Source organism: Streptomyces sp. KMM 9044, assembly GCF_024701375.2.
Taxonomy (GTDB): domain Bacteria; phylum Actinomycetota; class Actinomycetes; order Streptomycetales; family Streptomycetaceae; genus Streptomyces.
Map to the genome: position 1 here is coordinate 1,918,147 of NZ_CP113910.1, position 21,699 is coordinate 1,939,845.

Below are 21,699 nucleotides of genomic sequence, written 5' to 3' on the forward strand. Positions count from 1 at the left end.
GCTGTCGTGTGGTGAGTGCGACCTGCTGGTGAGCGCTGCGCCGAAGTAGGCTGAAGACATGACCACCACGCGGCCCCACCCGGAGGACTCGGCGGAGCAGCGGCTCCCCTACGACGTGTTCGCCAAGGGGTGTCCGTCGCGCGGCACGCTGGAGCATGTGACGGGACGCTGGGGCGCGCTGACGCTCGGGGCACTGTGCGGGGGATCGCTGCGCTTCAACGAGTTGCGCCGCCGCGTCGACGGCGTGAGCGAGAAGATGCTCTCCCAGACGCTGCACGCGCTGGAGCGCGACGGCCTGGTGCACCGTGAGGCCCAGCCCACCAACCCGCCCCGGGTGGACTACGAACTCACCCCGCTGGGCCACGAGGTGGCACGGCGGGTGCTGTCCCTCATCCATTTCCTGGAGGGCAGGATGGACGACGTGCTCCAGGCCCACGAGCGCTACGACGAGACGCGCGGGGCCCGCTGACATTTCGGGCAGAAGCAGCTGGACCGGTTCATCCAGGGCCGTCGGCGCATCGGCGTACCGCAGCGGCGGCAGGGCAGGCCCTCCCGGCCGTAGGCGTCCAGGGAGCGGTCGAAGTAGCCCGACTCGCCGTTGACGTTGACGTACAGGCTGTCGAAGCTGGTGCCGCCCGCCGCGAGAGCGGCGTTCATCACGTCCCGGACATGGGCCAGGAGGAGCTGGGAGCGTGGGCGGGTGAAGGTCTCCGTGGGGTGCTCGTAGTGGACGTGGGCCCGCCACAGCGCCTCGTCCGCGTAGATGTTGCCCACTCCGCTGATCAGGGACTGGTCGAGCAGGGCCCGCTTGATCGTGGTGCGCTTGCGGCGCAGCGCCCGGTGGAAGGCCTCGTCGTCGAAGAGCGGGTCGAGCGGGTCGCGGGCGATGTGCGCGATGACGTCGGGCAGCCCGTCGGGGGTGTTGCCGTGCAGTGAGAGCCCGCCGAAGGTGCGCTGGTCGACGAAGCGGAGCTCGGTGTCCAGGTCGTCGGCGAAGCGGACGCGGACACGCAGGTGCTTCTCGTCAGCGGCGGTGTGCGGCTGGACCAGCAGCTGGCCGCTCATTCCGAGGTGGGCCAGGACCGACTGGTCCGCGTCCTCGAGGGGCAGCCACAGGTACTTCCCGCGGCGGCTGGGAACACCGACGCGGTGGCCCTTCAGCCGGTGCGCGAAGTCGTCGGCGCCGGCGAGGTGGCGGCGCACCGCGCGCGGGTGCAGCACCTCGGCCTCGGCGACGGTCCGGTGGGCGACCCACCGCTCCAGTCCGCGCCGTACGACCTCGACCTCGGGCAGCTCGGGCATGGTTCCTTTCCCCTCCGAGGACCGGTCTCCACGACCGCGGCCCGAGTGCCCGCCCCCTTCCGGGGCGGGCACTCGGGCCGCGCTCTGCGCGTGTCGCGACCACCCCGACGCTCGCGGGTGCCGCGTGATCCGTGGACGTGTGCGCGGTGCGCGTGCGTACGATCGTCAGGCGGAGGCCGCCGACGTGTCGGCGGCAGGCTCGGCGAACGTCTCCGTGCCTGCCCCCGCGCTCGCCTCGACGGCCGGACCGGCCGCTTCGGCGCAGGCAGCCGCTTCGGCGCGCTCGTTCGTCGCGGCCCGGATGGACCGCCAGGCGGACTCGGCGGCCTGCTGCTCCGCCTCCTTCTTGCTGCGGCCGGTGCCGGTGCCGTACGAGACGCCTCCGACGCGGGCGGCAGCAGTGAAGATCTTCTCGTGGTCGGGACCGGTCTCCGTGACCAGGTACTCGGGCACACCGAGTCCTTCGGTCGCGGTGAGCTCCTGGAGACTGGTCTTCCAGTCCAGGCCGGCACCGAGGTTGGAGGACTTCTCGATCAGCGGGTCGAACAGGCGGTGCACCAGCTCCGCCGCCGAGTCGAGCCCCCGGTCGAGATAGACCGCGCCGATCACCGCTTCGAGGGTGTCGGCGAGGATGGACGCCTTGTCCCGGCCACCCGTGCCCTCTTCACCGCGGCCGAGCCGGATGAAGGAACCGAGGTCGAGCCCGCGGCCCACCTCCGCCAGCGCACGCGAGTTGACCACCGCGGCCCGCAGCTTGGCCAGCTGGCCTTCGGGCAGGTCGGGGTGGGTGCGGTACAGCGTGTCCGTGACGACGAGGCCGAGCACGGAGTCCCCGAGGAACTCCAGCCGCTCGTTCGTCGGCAGACCGCCGTTCTCGTACGCGTAGGAACGGTGGGTCAGCGCACGCACCAGAAGGGCGGACTCGAGCCGGTAGCCGAGCCGCCCTTCCAGAAGCGTGTGGGACGAGGCCTGGTTGCTGTCCGCCGGTCCGCTCCCGCTCACACGGGGCGACTGCTTCTTGGGCGTGGACACAGTGCCTCTCACCAGCCGCTCAGACCTCGAGGACCTGGCGCTTGTTGTAGGTGCCGCAAGACGGGCACGCGATGTGCTGCTGCTTGGGCTCGTGACAGCGCTCGCACGCAACCAGGGTGGGGACCGCAGCCTTCCACTGCGACCGGCGGTGGCGCGTGTTGCTGCGCGACATCTTCCGCTTCGGAACAGCCACGGCTACTTCTCCTGCTTCTCGTCGACGCCCGGTTCGGCGCCGCTCATCTCGTCCTTCTCGCCATCTTCGAGTGAACCGGCGAGTCCCTGCAGTGCCGCCCAACGGATGTCGACGGCGTCGTGGTGGTGGTCCGGGTCGTCCGCGAGCCGGGCTCCGCATTCGGAGCACAGGCCGGGGCAGTCGTCCTGGCACACCGGCTGCATCGGCAGTGCGAGCACCACCGCATCGCGCAGCACGGTCTCGAGGTCGAACATGCCGTCCTCGATGAAAAGCCTGTCCTCGTTGTCCTCGGCGTCGTCCCCCGGTTCCGCCTTCACGCGGCCCCGGTCGTCGGCGTCATGGTACGAGAACATCTCCTGGTACTCCGCGACGAGCTCCCGCTCGAGCGGCTCCAGACACCTTACGCACTCCCCCTCGGCCGTCGCACGGGCGGTGCCGGTGACGAGCACCCCTTCCATGACCGACTCGAGCCGGAGTCCGAGTTCCACCGGGGCGCCTTCCGGCACTCCGATGACTCCCTGGATCCCGAGGTCCCCGGGCGCCTCGATCGAGCGGGTCAGGCGCTGCAGCGCGCCCGGCCTCCGTCCCAGCTCGTGTGTGTCGAACACGAGGGGATTGCGGTGGTCGAGGCGGGCGTTCAGAGCCATTCCTGCTTTCGGTCTTCGAGCTCGGGGATACGCTGCCCCCTTGTGTCCCGGGCAGCGTGGATCGCGGACGTCTACGAAGGCAGCGCAACGCACACACGACCGATGAGCCAGGATACTGGACCTTCGGCTCTCGTCCCAATCCGGGCCGGTGGGAGCGGGTACCGGGCGGCGCCGGCCGGGCCGTGGCCGGGCCGTCAGCCGTTGCCGCGGCCCTGTTCGTAGGCGCGCAGCTGCTCGGCGCTGATCATGCTGGTGTCGAAGAGACTGGTCTCGTCGAGGACGGCCGGGTTCTGCTGCTGCGGGGCGTAGTCCTGCCGGCCCTGGCCGGGGTCGTAGGCCGGCTGCTGCGGCGTCCCGTAGCCCTGGTAGGCGGCGTACGGGTCGGCCTGCAGGCCGGCGGACTGCTGCGGATAGCCGTACGGGTCCTGCCCCCCGCCGTACTGCTGCTGGTAGCCGCCGTACGGATCGGGCTGCTGGTTCTGCTGCTCGTAGCCGTACGCCTGTTGCTGCTGGGCGTAGTCCTGCTGTGCGGCCAGCGGAGCCTGCTGGGGCTGGTCGGGCACGGTCTGCTGGGGCCGGGCGGGCCGCTGGGCCGGGGCGTCCGACATGGCCGCGAGGTCGGCGAGGTAGTCGGCGTCGCTGGAGTGCTGGACCGTCGTCATGTCCTCGGAGAGGGCACCGAGGTCGTCGCTGGCGATCCGGCCGTGCAGGGTCTGGCGGCCCCGGCCGACCGCCTCCAGGGTCTTGGCGAGGACCGCCTCGAAGGCGCCGAGCTTGACGTCGACGTATGCGTCGGCACTACGGCGCAGGGTCTCCGGGTCGTGGCTGCGCTCGAGGGCGTCCTCGTCCTCGTAGCCCTGCTCGTCGAGTCCGGGGCCGGTGCCGAGCAGCTTCTCGCGGCCGCGGCCGACGGAGCCGAGAGTCTTGGTGAGGACGACCTCGAAGTTGGCGAGCTTGGAGTCGACGTAGTCGTCGGCCTCGGCACGGACCTCTTCGGCCTCCTTGCGGGCCTCGGTGAGAATCCGGTCGGCCTCGGACTGGGAGCGGCGGGCGACCTCGGTGCCGGAGACCAGGGAGCCGCGTTCGGCGTGCGCGCCCTCGATGATCCGCTCGGCCTCCTGGCGGGCCTGCTCGACCATCTGCTCGCGGCCCCCGATGAGTTCCTGGGCCTGGGCGAGGGAGTCGGGCAGCGCCGCGCGCACCTCTTCGAGCATCGAGAGCAGTTCGGCGCGATTGACCACGCACGAGGCCGACATGGGCATCGACCGGGCCCCGGAGACCAGGTCGACGATCTCGTCCAGCTTCTTCTGCACGTCCACCGTGTGCTCGCCACTCTCTACAGCTGTGTTGGAGACGGACGCAACGACTGTACGACTCTGGGGCGGGTGGGGAACACCGCCCGGCGGATTACCCGGAGGCAGGCCCGCACCCCGGGCCCCGGGCCTGCCCGATGCCGTCGCGCGCCCGGATTCCGCGCGGACGGCACTCGGGCGCTCTCAGTCCTTGCGGAGGCGCTCGGAGAGGACGGAGAGGACCTCCGGGGGCACCAGGTGAGAGACGTCGCCGCCCCAGGTGGCGACCTCCTTGACCAGGGAGGACGACAGGAAGCTGTAGGTGGGGTTGGTGGGGATGAAGAGGGTCTCCACGCCCGAGAGGCCGTTGTTCATCTGGGCCATCTGCAGCTCGTAGTCGAAGTCGCTGACCGCGCGCAGGCCCTTGACGATCGCGGGAATGCCGCGCTGCTTGCAGAAGTCGACGAGCAGGCCGTGGAAGGCCTCGACCCGGACGTTCCCGTACTCGGCGGTGACCCGGCCGATCAGGTCGATCCGCTCCTCGACCTTGAAGAGGCCCTTCTTGGACTGGTTGATCATCACCGCGACGTAGACCTCGTCGTAGAGACTCGAGGCTCGGGCGATGATGTCGAGATGTCCGTTGGTGATCGGGTCGAACGACCCGGGACAGACGGCGCGGCGCACTGGTGATCCCTCGCTCTCCGGTCCGGTCATTGTGCGTCTTCGCACGGAGCGGCGGCGCGACCGTACCAAAACGTTCCCTCGCCGTAACGACGGGACCGGAGAGCTTCGAAGCCGGACGGCCACGCGAACTCCCCGCCTCTGGTGCTGCGCTCCACGGTGACGAGGGCTTCGTCGGCGAGCCAGCCCCCGGTACGGAGTGTGAGCAGGATCTCGCGCAGATCGTCGTCGGAGACGGCGTACGGGGGGTCGAGGAAGACGACGTCGTACGGCTCGGCCGGCGGGGGCGTGCGGACGACCTGTTCCACTTTGCCCGGTCTGACCTCGGCGCCGGGCAGCCCGAGTGCCTTGACGTTGTCCCGGACGGTGCGGACGGCCCGGGTGTCGGCCTCGACGAGGAGGCTGTGCCCCGCTCCCCGGGACAGGGCCTCCAGACCGACGGCACCGGAACCGGCGTACAGGTCGAGGACGCGCTCGCCGTGCAGCGGGCCGCCGAGGAGGGCCTGCCAGGTGGAGAACAGTCCTTCGCGCGCCCGGTCGGAGGTGGGGCGGGTGCCGTTGCCCGGCGGTACGCCCAGGCGGCGTCCGCCGGCCAGGCCGGCGATCACGCGGGTCATGTCCTCGTCCTTGTCCTTGGCCGTCCTTGGCCGTCCTTGGCCGTCCTTGGCCGTGCCGGTGTGCCGACCGGTGTGCCGGCCAGTGCCCGGAGGCCGGCCGTCCCAGTCTGTCAGCCCTTCTCCAGGTACTGCTCCCTCTCGTCGTCCAGCAGAGCCGCGAGCGCGGTACGCAGTCCCGGCAGGCTCTTCAGTTCGGGGTCGGTGGCGACGACCGCGGTGGCCTCCTCACGGGCCTCGGCGATGATCTCCTCGTCGTCGATGACGGCGAGCATGCGCAGGCTGGAGCGGGTGCCCGACTGGGCCTGGCCCAGGACGTCGCCTTCACGGCGCTGTTCGAGGTCGAGGCGGGAGAGCTCGAAGCCGTCGAGGGTGCCGGCGACCGCGCCGAGCCGCTGCCGGGCCGGGCTCGCCTCGGGCATCTCGGTGACGAGCAGGCACAGGCCGGGGGCCGAGCCGCGGCCGACCCGGCCGCGCAGCTGGTGGAGCTGGGAGACACCGAAGCGGTCCGCGTCCGTGATCACCATGACGGTGGCGTTGGGGACGTTGACACCGACCTCGATGACGGTGGTGGCGACCAGGACATCGGTCTCCCCTGCGGCGAATCGGCGCATGACGGCGTCCTTGTCGTCGGGCTGCATCCTGCCGTGCAGGACCTCCACGCGCAGGCCGCTCAGCGGACCCCTCGCCAGGTGGCCGGCGACGTCGAGGACGGCGAGCGGCGGACGCTTCTCGGCGTCGTCCCCGGGAGACCCGGGCTTCTTCTTCCCGGCCTTCTTCGGGTCGTCCTCCTCGTCCCCGATGCGCGGGCAGACCACGTACGCCTGGTGGCCGTTGCCGGCCTCCTCGCGGACCCGTTCCCAGGCGCGGGCCAGGAAGTGGGGTTTGTCGGCGGCCGGGACGACATGGCTGGCGATGGGTGAGCGGCCGGCCGGGAGCTGGTCGAGGACGGAGGTCTCCAGGTCGCCGAAGACCGTCATCGCGACGGTGCGCGGGATGGGCGTGGCGGTCATGACGAGCAGGTGCGGGGGCTGTTTGCCCTTGCCGCGCAGGGCGTCGCGCTGTTCGACGCCGAACCGGTGCTGCTCGTCGACGACGACCAGGCCCAGGTCGTGGAACTGGACCTTGTCCTCGATCAGCGCGTGCGTGCCGATGACGAGGCCGGCCTCGCCGGTGACCAGGTCGAGCAGGGCCTGACGGCGGGAGGCCGCGCCCATGGAGCCGGTGAGCAGCACGACCTTGGTGGCGTTCTCCGCCCCGCCCAGCATGCCGCCCTCGGCCAGCTCGCCCATCATCTCGGTGACCGAGCGGTGGTGCTGCTGGGCGAGCACCTCGGTGGGCGCCAGCATGGCCGCCTGCCCCCCGGCGTCGACGACGGCGAGCATGGCGCGCAGGGCGACCAGGGTCTTTCCGCTGCCGACCTCTCCCTGGAGCAGCCGGTGCATCGGGTGTTCGGTGCCGAGGTCGTCGAAGATCTCCTCGGAGACCTTCCGCTGGCCGTCGGTGAGCGTGAAGGGGAGCCGGTCGTCGAAGGCGGCGAGCAGGCCGTCGGGCCGCGGTCTGCGGGCGACGGCGGGAAGCAGGCCGTCGGCGTGGCGGCGTCGGGCGAGGGCGACCTGGAGGACGAAGGCCTCGTCCCATTTGAGGCGGGCGCGGGCGTCCTCGATGTCGGCCCTGGTGTGCGGGCGGTGGATCTTCAGCAGGGCCTCGGGGAGCGGGACCAGCCCCCGCCCCTCGCGCAGCGGCCCGGGGAGGGGGTCCACGGCGTCCTGGGCGCGGGGCAGGACGGTCTGGAGCGCCTTGCCGATCTTCCAGGACTCCAGTTTGGCGGTGGCGGGGTAGATCGGGATGAGCGAGCCGGCCCAGGCCTCGACGCTCTCCTCCGGGTCGCCCCGCAGCAGCTCGTACGCGGGATGGGCGAGTTGGAGGCGACGGTTGAAGACGGAGACCTTGCCGGCGAACATCGCGCGGGTGCCCGGCAGGAGTTCCTTGTGCGGCTTGTGGACGCCGTGGCCGAAGAAGACCAGCTGGAGCCTGCCGCTGCCGTCCGTGATGGTGACTTCAAGGCGCTGGCCCTTGCCGCGCGGCGCCTTGGCGGAGGCGAAGGTGTGCAGCCGCGCGTCGGCAACCTGGGCGACCACGGTGGCGTGCTCGTCCATGGGGAGGTCGGCGAGATGGGTGAGCTGGCCGCGCTCCTCGTACCTGCGGGGATAGTGGTGGAGGAGGTCGCCGACCGTGTGCAGGCCGAGGTGTTCGGCCATCACCTTCGCGGTGGGCGGACCGAGCACCGACTTCAGCGGCTGTTGCAGTGGTTCTCGCGACGGTTCTTGCAGCGGTTCTTGCAGTGCGGGCACGGGGTCCATTGCACACCACCGCACCGACAAAGCGGGAACACCTGTGCCTCGGCGCCTTCCGAAAGATCGGGAATTCCCTGGTCAGCGGAGTCTTCCGGGCTCTAGGATGACGCGCCAACGCCCCGCCGCCCCCGCGGTCACCGCCTCACCGGGACCGCCCGACCCCGCGCCGTCAAGAGCCCTCACCGGCGCCGTGACGATGGACTCCCAGATCTCTCAGGCATCCCAGGCATCCCAGGCATCCGGCTCACCTCAGCCGCCTCATACCTTCCAGGTCGATCTCCGCGGCCTGGTGGACCTGCTCTCCCACCACCTCTACTCCAGTCCCAAGGTGTATCTGCGCGAGCTGCTGCAGAACGCGGTGGACGCCGTCACCGCCCGCCGCGCCGAGGACCCGGACGCCCCGGCGCACGTGCGGCTGTCCGTGGAGACGGGCGGACTGCGGGTGGAGGACACCGGCGTCGGCCTCACCGAGGCGGACGTGCACGACCTGCTCGCCACCATCGGGCGCAGTTCCAAGCGTGCCGAGGGCCTGCAGGAGGCCCGCTCCGACTTCCTCGGACAGTTCGGCATCGGGCTGCTCGCCTGCTTCGTGGTGGCCGAGCGGATCCGCGTCGTCAGCCGCAGTGCGCGGACGCCGAAGGCGCCGCCCGTGGAGTGGACCGCGCGCGACGACGGTTCGTACACCGTGCGGACGCTGCCCGACGCGGCGCGGCCCGAGCCGGGCACCACCGTGCACCTGGTGGCGCGGACCGGGTCCGCCGAGTGGCTGGCCGAGGAGCGGGTGCTCTCACTGGCCCGTGACTTCGGCTCGCTGCTGCCGTACGACGTACGGGTGGGCGGGGAGACGGTCACCGAACTCCCCGCGCCCTGGGACCGCGCGTATCCGAGCCCCGCCGCCCGCAGGGTGGCGCTGGCCCGGCACTGTCACGACCTGTTCGGCTTCACCCCGCTGGACTCCATCGAACTGGACGTGCCGCTGGCCGGGGTGCGCGGAGTGGCGTACGTGCTGCCGTCGGCGGTCAGCCCGGCCCGGCGCGCGGGGCACCGCGTGCACCTGAAGGGCATGCTGCTGACCGAGCGGGCCGAACAGCTGCTGCCCGACTGGGCGTTCTTCGCGCGCTGCGTCCTGGACACGGACAGCCTGCGGCCCACGGCCTCGCGCGAGTCCCTGTACGAGGACGAGACGCTGGCCGGGGTCCGCGAGGCGCTGGGCGAGCGGATCCGCGGCTGGCTGACCGGGCTGGCCGCCGGTGACCCGGAGCACCTTGCGGCGTTCCTGTCGGTGCACCACCTGGGTGTGAAGGCGCTCGCGCGGCACGACCGGGAGATGCTGCGCACGATGCTGCCCTGGCTGCCGTTCGAGACGACGGACGGGCGGCTGTCCCTGGAGGAGTTCGCGCAACGGCACCCGGTGGTGCACTTCACGCGCACGGTCGAGGAGTACCGGCAGGTCGCGCCGATCGCGTCCGCGCAGGGCATCGGCGTGGTCAACGGCGGTTACACGTACGACAGCGAGCTGGTCGAGGCGCTGCCGGCGGTGCGGCCGGGCAGCGTGGTCGCCGAGCTGGACGCGGACACCGTCACCGCCCATCTGGACGCGGTGGACCCGGCCGAGGAGCTGGCCCTGTCGGGCTTCCTGGCCGCCGCACGGGCCAGGCTGGATCCGCTGGGCTGCGACGTGGTCCTGCGCGCGTTCCACCCGCTGTCGGTGCCCGCGCTGCACCTGGACGACCGTGAGTCCCGGCACGAGCAGGCGCGCGCCGAGGCGGAGTCGGGGGCCGACGACCTGTGGGCGGGCGTTCTCGGCTCGCTGCGCGGCAGCGCCCCGCGGGCGCGTCTGGTGCTCAACCATCTCAACCCGCTGGTGCGGCGCATCAGTTCGCTTGGGGAGACCGAACTCATCGGTACCGCAGTCGAGTCCCTGTACGGGCAGGCGCTGCTCATGGCGCAGCGGCAGCTGCGGCCGACCGACTCGGCGTTGCTCAACCGCGCGTTCCTCGGCCTGCTGGAGTGGGCCACCCACGACGACTCCACGGGGGGCTCCGGCCGATGAGCTCGATCACCGATTTCGATTCCCTGCGCCACGCGATGGGTGAGAACTCCGAGCAGCCGGAGGGACCGGCGCGCAACGCGCGCGCGGAGCACCTGCTGCTCGAGGCCGAGAAGCTGAACATCCCGCTCGCCGTGATCGAGGCGCTCGGGCACCAGCTGAAGGTGTACAACTACAGCTCGGAGAAGGGAAAAATGTTCGTCCCCTTCGCGCGGCTGCTGCGTATGTGGGACGAACGCCCCGAGGACTTCGACGCGTACGAGACGCATTCGCTGCACTGGGTCTTCAAGTGGATGTCGGCCGGCATGCTCGACCAGCCGCACATCCCGCTCACCTCGGTCGAGAAGTGGCTCGGCGAGATGGAGCGCCGCTACCGGCTGGCCGGTCATTCCGAACGGGCGGTGCGCAGCGCCGAGTTCAGTGTGGCCGCGCACGTGGGGGACATGCCGCGGGCCGAGCGGGCGTACGCCGCGTGGCTGGCCGCCGACCGGGACACCATGGCCGACTGCCATGCGTGCGAGCTGCACGGGCAGGGCTGGTGGCAGGCGCAGAACGGACGGGACGCGGAGGCTCTCGAGCTGTGGCGGCCGGTCCTGGAGGGCGAGTTCACCTGCGCCCACGAACCGCACACGGTCCTGGCGTCCTCCCTGCTCTCCCTGCTGCGGCTGGACCGCGTGGACGAGGCGCGCGCCCACCATCTGCGCGGTTTCCGGCTGGTCCGGCCCATGGAGAGCATGCGCGGCGCGTACGCGGACCATGTGGAGTTCTGCGCGCTGAGCGGCAACGAGGCGCGCGCCCTGGAACTGCTCGCGGAGCGGCCCGCCTACTTCACCGACGAGGGGCATCCGCGCAGCAAGCTGGACTTCCTGAGCGTGGTGACGCTGCTCATGGACCGGCTGACCGGGCTCGGCCTGGGCGGCAGCCAGGTCCCCGGGCCGGCCGGGCGGACCTGGACCGCCGCGGAACTGGCCCCGCACGCGCGGGCCCGGGCGCTGGCTCTGGCGGCCCGTTTCGACGAGCGCAACGGCACGGAGTACGTCAGCGAGCGGGCCCGCGCGCGGATGGCGCGCCGCCCGCTGGTGGACCGGCTGCCGCTCGGCGTACGGCCGTCGGGCGCGTCCCTTGTACCGCCGCCCGGGGGCCCGGTACGGCCCGTGGCGCCGGGTGCCGGGATGTCGGCGGCAGCCGGCCCGGAGCCCTCCGGCGATTCCGCGCCGCCCACCCTGCCCGCGCTGCTTGTCGAGGCGCGGCGGATGTCGGACACCCTGCAACCGCACGCCGTGGAGGCGTGGGCGGCGGTGGCGCGCGCCGCGCACGAGGCCGAGGCGGCGGGGAACGACGCCGCCCTGGCGGCCCGTGACCGCGCGGAGGTCGCCGACCACGAGGCGATGGCGCTCGGCCCCGAGGCCACCGACCTCTTCGAGCGGGCCGCCGAGTTGTACGCGGAGGCGGGCGACCCCGGGGAGGCCCTGGCCGCACGCGCGCGTGCGGCGTACGTCCATGCGCTGGCGGGCCGGGTGGACGAGGCGCTGACGGCGGTGGCCGGACCGCACGAGGAGATCCTCGCGCTGTACGCCGCCGGCGGTACGGGCCTGCGGCAGACGGCGTCCGTACTGACGGCGCGGGCGCGGATCCTGACCCGGCGGATGCGCGCCGCCGGTGAGGACCGTGAGGACGCCGTCCTGGAGGAGGCCGTGACCGCCGTACGCGCGGTGCTGACGTTCGTGGAGGGGCACACCGGCGAGGACGTACGGCTCGCCGCGCGGGCCGCCGAGGCGCAGGCGATGCTCGGCGAGCTGGCGGGGCTCTCCGGGGACGTGGAGGGTGCCGCGGAGCTGTCCGCGCGGGCCGCCGAGGCGTTCGTCGCGGCGGGGCTGCCGTGGTTCGCGGTGGAGTACGAGGCCCGGCTGGCGCAGCTCGCCCACCATCTCGGCGACGTCGACGGCGCCGAACGGGCGTTGCGGGCAACTCTGGAGCACGGCGGGCCGTATCTGGAGCCGGCCGGGCGGGCACAGCTCCATCTGCAGCTCGCCGAGGTGACCGGCGGGCGGGGGCGGGTGGCTCAGGCCGCGGACCACGCCCTGGAGGCGGCGCACTGGGCCGACGAGGCGGGCGAGGGAGCGACGCTGGGCGCCTGGGCGCGGCATCAGCTCGGCGGTTTCCTGCTGCAGCGCGGGCGGTGGGCCGAGGCGGCCGAGGTGCTGGAGTCCGTCCTGCCCGACGTGACGGCCGATACGCACGGGGAGGGAGCGGTCGTCCAGACGCTGTGGTGGCTCGGGGACTGCCTCGGTGAGCTGGGCGAGCACCGGTCCGCCGCCGAGCGGCGGTTGCAGGCCGCCGAGATCGCCCGGCACTGGCCGGAGCAGCAGGACCACGCGACGCTGGCCCATCTGGCCGCGGCCAGTCTGGAGCAGGCGGGCCTGTCCGAGGAGGCGGAGCGGGCCTTCGCCCGTGCGGGCGAGCTGTGGCGCACGGTCGGCGACGTACCCGGACTGGTGCGCTCGTTGCGCGCCCGCGCGTGGCTCCTGCTGCGTGCGGAGGCAGGTCCCGACGGGGCACGCGCGCTGATGGCGGACGCGGTCGAGGAGTGCGGGGCGGCGGTGGCCGCGGCCCCGGACGACGGGACCCGCGTGCATCTCACCGCCGAACTCGGCCATACCTACCGGCAGTTCGCGGACCTGCTGGTGCGGGCGGCGGACGGCGGGACCGCTGACGACGACGGGAGGGCCCTGCTCGAGGAGGCGGTGGCCACGCTGGACCGGGCGATCGCCGTGTTCGCCCCGCTGGGCCCGGACGCCATCGAGGACCGTTCCCGGGCCGAACTGGCCGCGGCCCGGCTGGAGGCCGACCTGGGCCGTCCCGCTGCCGCGACGGCCCGCGCGCGTGCCGTCCTGACCGCCCACGGGAAGGCCCCCGAGGGGGACGAGGCGGCCCAGACCCTGCGCGCCCGGGCGGAACACCTTCTGAGCACCGTCACGGAGAAGAAGGAGACGAGGACGGAGGGGAAGCAGGAACGGGCGAAGGACTGACCCGGGCCGGACCTGCCGGGCGGCGGCCGCGAGAGCCGGGCCGCCCCCGTCGTCACTCCACCCCGATGAGAAGCAGGGCGCCCTGTCTGCCGCCTTGGTGGAGGACCGTGTCGACGGCCAGATAGCCCTCGCGGACGTGGGTCTCCAGGTGGGTGGCGACGGTGTGCGGGGTCTCGTCCCCGAGGACCAGGGTGACCATCTCGCCGCCGGCCGAGAGCATGCGGTCCAGGACGGCGGTGGCGGTGGCGGTGACGTCGCCGCCGATCACGGCCACGTCACCGTCGATGAGGCCGAGGACGTCCCCGGCCTGGCAGATGCCCGCCATGGTCCAGGACTGCCGTTCGGCGACGGTGATCTCGGCGTACCGGGTCGCGCCCGCCGCCGAGGTCATCGCCACCACGTCCTCGTCGAAGCGGCGCTCCGGCTCGTGCACCGCGAGCGCCGCGATGCCCTGGACCGCGGAACGGGTGGGGATGAGAGCCACCCTGAGCCCTTCGGCGCGGGCCTGTTCGGCCGCCGCGGCGGCGGTGTGGCGCAGCTCGGCGTCGTTGGGCAGCAGCACCACCTCGTGCGCGTGGGCCCGACGCACGGCGTCGACCAGCTCACCGCTCGCGGGCGGCTCCCCCGGGCGGGCCAGCACCGTGGTCGCCCCGGCTTCGGTGTACAGGCCGGCCAGCCCTTCCCCGGGCACCACGGCCACCACGGCCCGCGCGACGCGCTCCACGGGCGGACGGCCGGCGCCGGGGGCGTGGGTGTCACCGGCGCCGAAGTGCGTGATCCGGATACGGTGCGGGCGCCCTGCCTCGACTCCCGCCTCCACGGCGGCTCCGGCGTCGTCGACATGGACGTGGACGTTCCACAGTCCGTCGCCGCCGACCACGACGAGTGAGTCCCCGAGGGCGTCGAGCCGCTGCCGCAACCGCTCCACGGCCGCGTCCTCGGCCTCCAGGAGGTAGATCACCTCGAAGGCGGGCCCGGTGGCCGGGACGTCCGCCGCTCCCCCTGCGTCGGCGCACCCGGCGGGAGGCACGGCCCCGGCGGGTGCGTCGCGCCCCGGCCGCGCGTGCGTCCCGGCCCCGCCCCCGTACGTCTTGGGCCCTGTCCCTCGCGGCGTCTCTCCCGTGAACGTCTCCACCAGGGCCGCCAGCACCACCACCAGCCCCCTGCCGCCCGCGTCCACCACACCCGCCCGCTGGAGCACGGCCAGCAGGCCCGGCGTCGCGGCGAGGGCCGTGCGGGCGCCGTCGTAGGCCGCCCGCGCCACCTGCCCGCAGTCGCCCTCCGTACTGCCGGCCGCGTCGGCGGCGGCCGTGGCGACGGTGAGCACGGTGCCTTCGACGGGGTGGGCCACGGCCCGGCGCGCGGAGTCGGCCGCGGTCCGCAGGGCGCGCCGCAGCCCCCGGCCGTCGGCGTGGGCCGCCTCCTCCCCGGCCAGCACCTGCGCCATTCCGCGCAGCAGCTGCGCCAGGATCGTCCCGGAGTTGCCGCGGGCACCGATCAGCGCCCCGTGCGCCATCGCGCGCGCCGCGTCCGCCAGCGTGGGCCCTTCGGGCCCGTCCGCCGCGTACCCCGCGAACACCGCCTCGACGGCCGTGGCCGCGGACTCGACCGTCAGGTAGAGATTCGTCCCGGTGTCCCCGTCCGCCACGGGGTAGACGTTGATCGCGTCGATCTCCTCACGCGCGCGCCCCAGGGCGTCGAGCGCGAGTCCGCACCAGGCACGCACCGCGAGAGCATCGAAGAATCTCTGCGGCACCTGCGCCACCTGCGCCTCCTTGAGCTGCTGGACGTGGCACGCAGCGTAGACCGTGAGGGACGGGTCGGCGGAAGCGGGCCGGGCGGGCCCCTGAGCTGCCATGCCGGTTTCGTTCTCCTGGTTCACCCGTTGTATGCTGCTCCGGTTGCCCGATCCGAATCGGGCCTCTCCCTGGCAGAGCCACTCAGATTCCCAAGAGCTCCTCGAGTTCCGACGTTCCTGATCCCGGCATGCCGGGATCAACCGTAAGTGCATCTGAAGTCTTTGGAGTGACCCGTGGCTGCCAACTGCGACGTCTGTGGCAAGGGGCCGGGCTTCGGCAACAACATCTCGCACTCGCACCGCCGTACGCCCCGTCGCTGGAACCCGAACATCCAGCGTGTGCGTACCGTGGTGGGCGGGACGCCGAAGCGCGTGAACGCTTGCACCTCGTGCATCAAGGCCGGCAAGGTCTCGCGCTGACGCTCTCGCTGAGCGCGCGGCCACAGCTGGTTCACCGCACTGAGCCGGTCCACCCACGGTGGACCGGCTTCTTGCCGTGCCCGCGCGGGCTGTCCCTCCCGTGAGGCGGGCCTCAGCACACCTCGGGCTCAGGGCCGGCCCCGGGTCCGACGCCGGCCCTCCGCCCGAGTGCCCACCCGTGGTCCACCGGCCCGATCCCTGCGCCCAGCCCGAAGCCGGCCGCGATCGCCCCTGTGACGTACTCCTTGGCGACCGTCACCGCCTCCGGCACCGGCTGCCCCTTGGCCAGCTGCGCGGCGATCGCCGAGGCGAGGGTGCAGCCCGTGCCGTGGGTGTGCCGGTTGTCGTACCTCGGGGCGCGCAGCCAGTGCTCCTGTGAACCGTCCGTGAGCAGGTCGACGGCGTCGCCCGGGTCCCCGGCGAGATGGCCGCCCTTGATCACGACCCACTGCGGCCCGAACGCCAGCACCGCTTCCGCGGCCCGGCGGAAGTCCCGTTCCGACTGCGCCCGGACACCGGTGAGCTGGGTCACTTCGTCCAGGTTCGGCGTGGCCACGGTCGCGACCGGCAGCAGCTTCGTCCGTACGGAGTCGAGCGCGGAGGACGCCAGCAGCGCGTCCCCGTGCTTGGAGACCCCCACGGGGTCGACGACCACCGGCACCCGGCTCCCGGCGAGCAGGCCGGCCACCGCCTCGACGAGTTCGGCGGAGGCGAGCATGCCGGTCTTGACCGCCTGGACCCCGATGTCGTCGACGACGCTGCGGTACTGGGCCCGTACCGCCTCCACCGGCAGCGGCCAGGCGCCCTGCACGCCGAGGGAGTTCTGCGCGGTGACCGCGGTGATCACGCTCATGCCGTGGGTGCCCAGCGCGAGCATCGTCTTCAGGTCGGCCTGGATCCCCGCTCCCCCGCCGGAGTCCGAACCTGCGACCGTCAGCACCCTCGGCGGCACGGCCCCGGCGCCTTTGGCTCCCTCCACTCTCCCCGCGCTCATGACTCGATGTCCGAGAAGTGGTCCCAGCCGCCCTGGGCGGTCCAGGGCGCCCCGTCGACCGTCACCTGGGGCAGCGCCGAGGGGGTGCGGACCTCACCTATCACCTTCCAGCGGGCGGGCAGCTTCACGTCCGGCGGGAAGGTGGCCACGATCGCGTGGTCCTCTCCCCCGGTCAGCACCCACTGCATGGGGTCGACGCCGACGGCCTGCCCGATGTCGTTCATCTGGGAGGGGATGTCGACCGCCCCGGAGCGGATGTCGATGCGGACCTTGCTGGCCTCGGCGATGTGCCCGAGGTCGGCGATCAGTCCGTCGCTCACGTCGCACATCGCGGTCGCCCCCAGCCCGGCCGCCGCGGGGCCCGCGTGGTAGGGCGGTTCGGGCCGGCGGTGCGCCTCGACGAAGGCGCGCGGCGAGCGGAAACCGCGCGAGAGCACCGCGAACCCGGCCGCGGACCAGCCGAGCCAGCCGGTCACCGCGACGAGGTCGCCGGGCTGTGCGCCGCCCCGCGTCACCGGCTCCTGGTTGCGCAGGTCGCCGAGCGCGGTGATCGCGACCATGATCGTGTCGCCGCGCACCACGTCCCCTCCGACCACCGCGGCGCCCGCCACCTGGCACTCGTCCCGCAGGCCGTCCATCAGCTCGGAGGGCCAGGTCACCGGCAGTTCGGCCGGGACGACCAGCGCGAGCAGCAGCGCGGTCGGCACGGCGCCCATGGCGGCGATGTCCGCGAGGTTCTGCGCGGCGGCCTTGCGGCCGACGTCGTAGGCGGTGGACCAGTCGCGGCGGAAGTGCCTGCCCTCGAGCAGGACGTCACTGCTGGCCACGACCCTGCGGTCGGGTGCGGCGACCACGGCGGCGTCGTCGCCCGGACCGATCCGGACCGCCGGGGTGGTGGTGAGACGGGAGGTGAGCTCCCTGATGAGCCCGAACTCCCCGAGTTCACCAACCGTGCCCTTCATGTCCCCAGCTCCCCTTCTGTCCCGGCCCGTTCCCGGTTCCGTTCTCGGTCGCGAGTCGTGTCTGCCCTCGCTACGGTCGAAGTGACCGTCACCTTGTGTCCGTCCCGTGCCCCGGCGCGCGGGGTCCGGTTGCCGCAGGTCTCCCCTCGACGAGCGGCAACGCGATACCGTGGCGTTCCTTTTCCCCACATGATCCTCGTGGCCGCTCTGGAGGTTCCGTGGTACAGGCGTACATCCTGATCCAGACGGAGGTCGGCAAGGCGTCGACCGTCGCCGATCTGATCGGCGGGATTCCTGGAGTCGTCCAGGCCGAGGACGTGACCGGACCCTATGACGTCATCGTGCGCGCTCAAGCCGACACCGTCGACGACCTGGGGCGCATGGTGGTCGCGAAGGTGCAGCAGGTGGACGGCATCACCCGCACCCTGACCTGCCCGGTCGTCCATCTGTAGCCCCCGTCTACCCTGGGGCGGTGAGTTCCTTCCGTCACCGCCACACCGTCCTTCCCGCTCTCGCCCTGCTGATCACCGCCGCGGGTTGCTCCTCAGCAGACGACAGCGCGTCGGCGGCGGTTCCCAGCCCGGACGCGAAGGTCACCACGCTGTGCCGGAACCTGGACGAGGTCCTGCCGGCGAAGGTGGACGGCGAGGACCGCGACGATCCCGAACCCTCGTCCGCGCTGACCGCGGGCTGGGGCGGCGAGGCGATCATACTGCGGTGCGGTGTCGGGCAACCGCCGAAGATGGTGGATCCCGAAGTGACGGGCGGCAACGACCCGGAGGCGATGGCGGGCGGCGTCGACGGCGTCGACTGGCTCATGGAACAGCAGGACGACGGGACACACCGCTTCACGACCGCGAGCCGTGAGGCCTATGTCGAGGTCGGAGTGACCGACGGACGCGACAGCACGGGCGTACTGATCGATCTCGCCCCCGCCCTCAAGGAGGCGATCCCCGAAGGGATCGCCTCCTAGTCACCCGGTCTCCCGGCCCCGGACGTGCGCCTCAGCGCAGTCCGGTCCGCCGGCGCAGCGCCGCCTGCACCAACCGGTCCACCAGCTCGGGGTACTCGACGCCGGTGGCCTCCCACATCTTCGGGTACATCGAGATGGGCGTGAAGCCGGGCATCGTGTTGATCTCGTTGATGACGAACCCGCCGTCCTCGGTGAGGAAGAAGTCCGCGCGCACCAGCCCTTCGCAACCCGCAGCCTCGAACGCCTCCACCGCCAGCCGGCGCACCTCGGCGGTCTCCTCGCCGGTCAGCGGTGCGGGCACCATGCCGGGCGTGGAGTCGATGTACTTGGCCTCGAAGTCGTAGTAGGCGTGTGCGTCGGGCGGCGGGATCTCGGCGGGCACCGAGGCACGCGGGCCGTCCTCGAACTCCAGCACCCCGCATTCGATCTCGCGGCCGCGCAGGGTGGCCTCCACCAGGATCTTCGGGTCGTGCCGCTGGGCCTCGGCGATCGCCTCGTCCAGAGCGGCGAGGTCGTCGACCTTGGTGATGCCGATCGAGGAGCCCGCCCGCGCGGGCTTCACGAACAGCGGCCAGCCGTGCTCCCCTGCGAAGTCGACGATCCTCTCGCGGGCGGCGGACTCGTCGTTCTCCCACTCGCGGGGCCGGATCACCACATACGGGCCGACCTTGAGCCCGAAGGAGGTGAACACCCGCTTCATGTACTCCTTGTCCTGCCCGACGGCGGAGGCGAGCACCCCGGAGCCCACGTAGGGGACCCCGGAGAGCTCCAGGAGTCCCTGCAGGGTGCCGTCCTCACCGTAGGGGCCGTGCAGCACGGGGAAGACGACGTCGACCTCGCCGAGCGCCTTGGGTACCGAACCGGGCTCGCTGTAGACGACTTCGCGGTGCGCGGGGTCGAGGGGGAGCACCACCGCGCCCTCGGCCGCGTCGGTGAGCTGGTCCACGCTGGGCTGGCGCCGGTCGACGATGGCCATGCGGTCCGGCTCGTCGGCGGTGAGTGCCCAGCGGCCGCCCCGGGTGATACCGATCGGCAGGACGTCGTACTTCGTCCGGTCGATGGCCTTGAGGACGGCGCCGGCCGTGACCACGGAGATCCCGTGTTCGGAGCTGCGCCCGCCGAACACGACGGCCACACGCGGCTTGCGAGGCGGCTGCTCGGGGCTCTGGGGGAGGTTCTGGGTGCTCATATGGCGATGAGGGTACCCGGTGGCCGTACCTCTGATACAGCGTCCACGGTGCTGCGGACGGAGTGCTTCCGCGCGGGACGGTGCCGGCGGCGCTCCCCCGTCGCCCCGCCGTCGCCCCGCCGTCGCCCCGCCGTCGCCCCGCCGTCGCTCAGTGTCGTTCCGGCTTCGCGCTGCGCGACATCAGCTCCTTGAGGGCGACCACCGGGGGCTTGCCCTCGTGCACGATGCCGACGACCGTCTCGGTGAGCGGCATGTCGACGCCGTACCGACGGGCGAGGTCCAGCACCGACTCGCAGGACTTGACACCCTCGGCGGTCTGCCTGGTGACCGCGACGGTCTCCTCCAGGGTCATGCCCTTGCCGAGGTTGGTGCCGAAGGTGTGGTTGCGCGAGAGCGGTGAGGAGCAGGTGGCCACCAGGTCGCCGAGGCCCGCGAGTCCGGCGAAGGTCAGCGGGTCCGCGCCGAGCGCGACCCCGAGCCGGGTGGTCTCGGCGAGCCCGCGGGTGATGAGCGAGCCCTTGGCGTTGTCACCGAGCCCCATGCCGTCCGCGATGCCGACGGCCAGCCCGATCACGTTCTTCACGGCGCCGCCCAGTTCGCAGCCGACGACGTCGGTGTTGGTGTACGGGCGGAAGTACGGCGTGTGGCAGGCGGCCTGGAGCCGCCGGGCGACGGCCTCGTCGGTGCAGGCGACGACGGTGGCGGCCGGCATCCGGGCGGCGACCTCCCGGGCGAGGTTGGGTCCGGTGACCACGGCGATCCGGTCGGCGCCGACCCCGGAGACGTCCTCGATCACCTCGCTCATCCGCATGGCGGAGCCGAGTTCGACGCCTTTCATCAGCGACACCAGGACCGTGTCCGGGGCGAGCAGCGGCTTCCATCCGGCGAGGTTGTCGCGCAGCGTCTGGGAGGGGATCGTGAGGACGGTGAAGTCGGCGTCGTGCGCGGCCTCGGCGGCGTCCGTGGTGGCCCGCAGGTTCGCCGGGAGTTCGACTCCGGGCAGGTAGTCGGGGTTGGTGCGGGTGGAGTTGACCGCTTCGACGAGTCCGGGGCGTCGCGCCCACAGCACCACGTCGCATCCGGCGTCGGCGAGCACCATGCCGAAGGCCGTACCCCACGATCCGGTGCCGAAGACGGCCGCCTTGACCGGCTTGCTCACGTGTTCAGCCCCTCTTCCCGCGCGGCGGCACCTTCTCCGGGCCACCGCTGTTCGTTCTGCCGTTCCTGGTGCCGGTGTTCCGCCGGTCCGCGCCCGGACGGACCGGCGTGGCCCCTGCGCCGGGTCTGGGCCAGGGTCTTTCGGCGCTGCTCCACGCGTTCGCTCTGCGGATCGTAGGGCTCCTCGGGGGCCCTCTCGCCGCGGATCTCCTCCAGCTGGCGGGTCACCGCGGCCATGATGGCCTCGGTCGCCTCCTTGAGCAGTTCGGGTGTCATCTCCCGGCCGTAGAAGCGGTCCAGGTCGACCGGCGGTCCGGCCAGCACGCGGTGCGTCTTGCGCGGGAAGAGGTGAGGCTTGGAGGCGTACGGCGGCAGCACCTCGTTGGCGCCCCACTGCGCGACCGGGACGACGGGGCACCTGGTCTGCAGGGCGACCCGCGCGGCGCCGGTCTTGCCGGTCATGGGCCAGCCGTCCGGGTCGCGGGTGAGGGTGCCCTCGGGGTAGAAGGCGACGCATTCGCCGCGCTCCACGGCGTCGATCGCGGCCCGGAAGGCACTGAGCGCGTCCGTACTCTCGCGGTAGACGGGGATCTGCCCGGTGCCGCGCATCATGGCCCCGACGAATCCCTTGTTGAAAAGACCGCTCTTCGCCAGGAATCGCGGAACACGACCGGTGTTGTACTGAAAGTGCGCGTAGGCGACGGGGTCAATGTACGAATTGTGATTTACCGCGGTGATAAATCCACCATGGGCCGGAATGTTCCCCATTCCGCGCCAGTCCCGCTTGAGCAGAACCACCAGCGGAGGTTTGCAGATCACCGCGGCGAAGCGGTAAGCGAAGCCGATTCTGCGGCGCGGCACAGGGACACCTTCCTCTAAGTCCTGGACCCGGGGGCCAGGCGGGTCGCACAAGTGTCGCCCCGGGGCACCGGTCTGTCGAGAACACCGTACGCCCCGGCACCCCGGCCCCCGGGTGCCGCAGGGGACAATGACGGCGACAAGAGAGGG

Annotated in this window: 20 protein-coding genes; 6 read left to right on the top strand and 14 right to left on the bottom strand. The window is 72.3% G+C overall.

The genetic code is table 11. The features are described from left to right. Positions 1-58: 58 nt before the first annotated feature. A complete protein-coding gene (locus HUV60_RS08580) occupies positions 59-469 on the top strand; it encodes a winged helix-turn-helix transcriptional regulator (RefSeq protein WP_257847978.1) in 411 nt (136 codons plus the stop codon). Here HUV60_RS08580 and mutM read toward each other — a convergent pair. The 8 genes from mutM to recG form a co-directional block, all read right to left on the bottom strand. Then, positions 442-1,302: a bifunctional DNA-formamidopyrimidine glycosylase/DNA-(apurinic or apyrimidinic site) lyase gene (gene mutM, locus HUV60_RS08585; protein WP_257847977.1), complete on the bottom strand. Its 861-nt coding sequence runs from the start codon at positions 1,300-1,302 to the stop codon at positions 442-444. The genes HUV60_RS08580 and mutM overlap by 28 nt on opposite strands. 165 nt (positions 1,303-1,467) lie before the next feature. After that, positions 1,468-2,346, bottom strand: a complete 879-nt coding sequence (gene rnc / locus HUV60_RS08590) for a ribonuclease III (protein ID WP_443047242.1) — start codon at positions 2,344-2,346, stop codon at positions 1,468-1,470. A gap of 7 nt (positions 2,347-2,353) precedes the next feature. Then, positions 2,354-2,527, bottom strand: a complete 174-nt coding sequence (gene rpmF, locus HUV60_RS08595) for a 50S ribosomal protein L32 (RefSeq protein WP_003951102.1) — start codon at positions 2,525-2,527, stop codon at positions 2,354-2,356. A 2-nt stretch (positions 2,528-2,529) separates the two neighbouring features. After that, positions 2,530-3,174 carry a YceD family protein gene (locus HUV60_RS08600; RefSeq protein WP_257847975.1) on the bottom strand — a complete coding sequence of 215 codons (645 nt, stop codon included), beginning with the start codon at positions 3,172-3,174 and terminating at the stop codon, positions 2,530-2,532. A 194-nt stretch (positions 3,175-3,368) separates the two neighbouring features. Further along, positions 3,369-4,493 carry a cell division initiation protein gene (locus tag HUV60_RS08605; RefSeq protein WP_257847974.1) on the bottom strand — a complete coding sequence of 375 codons (1,125 nt, stop codon included), beginning with the start codon at positions 4,491-4,493 and terminating at the stop codon, positions 3,369-3,371. A gap of 177 nt (positions 4,494-4,670) precedes the next feature. Continuing rightward, a complete protein-coding gene (coaD, locus tag HUV60_RS08610; RefSeq protein ID WP_257847973.1) occupies positions 4,671-5,150 on the bottom strand; it encodes a pantetheine-phosphate adenylyltransferase in 480 nt (159 codons plus the stop codon). Between the two features lie 26 nt (positions 5,151-5,176). After that, positions 5,177-5,764: a 16S rRNA (guanine(966)-N(2))-methyltransferase RsmD gene (gene rsmD / locus HUV60_RS08615; protein ID WP_257847972.1), complete on the bottom strand. Its 588-nt coding sequence runs from the start codon at positions 5,762-5,764 to the stop codon at positions 5,177-5,179. 110 nt (positions 5,765-5,874) lie between these two features. After that, positions 5,875-8,124 carry an ATP-dependent DNA helicase RecG gene (gene recG / locus HUV60_RS08620; protein ID WP_257847971.1) on the bottom strand — a complete coding sequence of 750 codons (2,250 nt, stop codon included), beginning with the start codon at positions 8,122-8,124 and terminating at the stop codon, positions 5,875-5,877. A gap of 190 nt (positions 8,125-8,314) precedes the next feature. On the opposite strand from recG, the gene HUV60_RS08625 reads away from it, so the two are divergent. Continuing rightward, positions 8,315-10,171, top strand: coding sequence for an HSP90 family protein (locus HUV60_RS08625; RefSeq protein ID WP_257850120.1), 1,857 nt, complete (start codon positions 8,315-8,317; stop codon positions 10,169-10,171). After that, complete coding sequence (locus tag HUV60_RS08630) at positions 10,168-13,197, top strand: tetratricopeptide repeat protein (protein WP_257847970.1); 3,030 nt, start codon at positions 10,168-10,170, stop codon at positions 13,195-13,197. The genes HUV60_RS08625 and HUV60_RS08630 overlap by 4 nt, the downstream gene beginning before the upstream one ends. Before the next feature lie 52 nt (positions 13,198-13,249). Here HUV60_RS08630 and HUV60_RS08635 read toward each other — a convergent pair whose 3' ends face one another. After that, complete coding sequence (locus HUV60_RS08635; protein WP_257850118.1) at positions 13,250-14,962, bottom strand: DAK2 domain-containing protein; 1,713 nt, start codon at positions 14,960-14,962, stop codon at positions 13,250-13,252. Positions 14,963-15,229: 267 nt separating this feature from the next. Here HUV60_RS08635 and rpmB point away from each other — a divergent pair, with 267 nt between their 5' ends. Further along, positions 15,230-15,415: a 50S ribosomal protein L28 gene (rpmB, locus tag HUV60_RS08640; RefSeq protein WP_004924906.1), complete on the top strand. Its 186-nt coding sequence runs from the start codon at positions 15,230-15,232 to the stop codon at positions 15,413-15,415. Positions 15,416-15,527: 112 nt separating this feature from the next. On the opposite strand, the gene thiD is transcribed toward rpmB, so the two are convergent. Further along, positions 15,528-16,409, bottom strand: coding sequence for a bifunctional hydroxymethylpyrimidine kinase/phosphomethylpyrimidine kinase (thiD, locus tag HUV60_RS08645; protein ID WP_257847969.1), 882 nt, complete (start codon positions 16,407-16,409; stop codon positions 15,528-15,530). After that, the gene (locus HUV60_RS08650; RefSeq protein ID WP_257847968.1) at positions 16,406-17,371 is read right to left on the bottom strand and encodes a thiamine-phosphate kinase; all 966 of its coding nucleotides are present in this window, start codon (positions 17,369-17,371) and stop codon (positions 16,406-16,408) included. The genes thiD and HUV60_RS08650 overlap by 4 nt, the downstream gene beginning before the upstream one ends. A 218-nt stretch (positions 17,372-17,589) precedes the next feature. Between HUV60_RS08650 and HUV60_RS08655 the strand changes: the two genes are divergently transcribed. Next, complete coding sequence (locus tag HUV60_RS08655) at positions 17,590-17,823, top strand: Lrp/AsnC family transcriptional regulator (protein WP_257847967.1); 234 nt, start codon at positions 17,590-17,592, stop codon at positions 17,821-17,823. Between the two features lie 20 nt (positions 17,824-17,843). After that, the gene (locus HUV60_RS08660) at positions 17,844-18,344 is read left to right on the top strand and encodes a DUF3515 domain-containing protein (protein ID WP_257847966.1); all 501 of its coding nucleotides are present in this window, start codon (positions 17,844-17,846) and stop codon (positions 18,342-18,344) included. Between the two features lie 31 nt (positions 18,345-18,375). On the opposite strand, the gene HUV60_RS08665 is transcribed toward HUV60_RS08660, so the two are convergent. The 3 genes from HUV60_RS08665 to HUV60_RS08675 form a co-directional block, all read right to left on the bottom strand. Then, on the bottom strand, positions 18,376-19,533 hold the full coding sequence (locus HUV60_RS08665) for a D-alanine--D-alanine ligase family protein (protein ID WP_257847965.1): 1,158 nt from the start codon (positions 19,531-19,533) through the stop codon (positions 18,376-18,378). A 148-nt stretch (positions 19,534-19,681) separates the two neighbouring features. Next, on the bottom strand, positions 19,682-20,692 hold the full coding sequence (locus tag HUV60_RS08670; protein WP_257847964.1) for an NAD(P)H-dependent glycerol-3-phosphate dehydrogenase: 1,011 nt from the start codon (positions 20,690-20,692) through the stop codon (positions 19,682-19,684). Next, positions 20,689-21,552 (bottom strand): lysophospholipid acyltransferase family protein, encoded by an 864-nt coding sequence (locus HUV60_RS08675; RefSeq protein WP_257847963.1) that lies wholly within the window; start codon positions 21,550-21,552, stop codon positions 20,689-20,691. Before HUV60_RS08675 ends, HUV60_RS08670 begins: the two co-directional genes overlap by 4 nt. Positions 21,553-21,699 lie beyond the last annotated feature (147 nt).

What these genes read in the sequence shown, in the direction of transcription:
- HUV60_RS08630 (WP_257847970.1), top strand. Translation starts at nt 10,168, where the DNA reads ATGAGCTCGATCACCGATTTCGATTCCCTGCGCCACGCGATGGGTGAG.
- HUV60_RS08665 (WP_257847965.1), bottom strand. Translation starts at nt 19,533, where the DNA reads ATGAGCACCCAGAACCTCCCCCAGAGCCCCGAGCAGCCGCCTCGCAAG.
- HUV60_RS08580 (WP_257847978.1), top strand. Translation starts at nt 59, where the DNA reads ATGACCACCACGCGGCCCCACCCGGAGGACTCGGCGGAGCAGCGGCTC.
- HUV60_RS08650 (WP_257847968.1), bottom strand. Translation starts at nt 17,371, where the DNA reads ATGAAGGGCACGGTTGGTGAACTCGGGGAGTTCGGGCTCATCAGGGAG.
- rsmD (WP_257847972.1), bottom strand. Translation starts at nt 5,764, where the DNA reads ATGACCCGCGTGATCGCCGGCCTGGCCGGCGGACGCCGCCTGGGCGTA.
- HUV60_RS08600 (WP_257847975.1), bottom strand. Translation starts at nt 3,174, where the DNA reads ATGGCTCTGAACGCCCGCCTCGACCACCGCAATCCCCTCGTGTTCGAC.
- recG (WP_257847971.1), bottom strand. Translation starts at nt 8,124, where the DNA reads ATGGACCCCGTGCCCGCACTGCAAGAACCGCTGCAAGAACCGTCGCGA.
- thiD (WP_257847969.1), bottom strand. Translation starts at nt 16,409, where the DNA reads ATGAGCGCGGGGAGAGTGGAGGGAGCCAAAGGCGCCGGGGCCGTGCCG.
- HUV60_RS08625 (WP_257850120.1), top strand. Translation starts at nt 8,315, where the DNA reads ATGGACTCCCAGATCTCTCAGGCATCCCAGGCATCCCAGGCATCCGGC.
- mutM (WP_257847977.1), bottom strand. Translation starts at nt 1,302, where the DNA reads ATGCCCGAGCTGCCCGAGGTCGAGGTCGTACGGCGCGGACTGGAGCGG.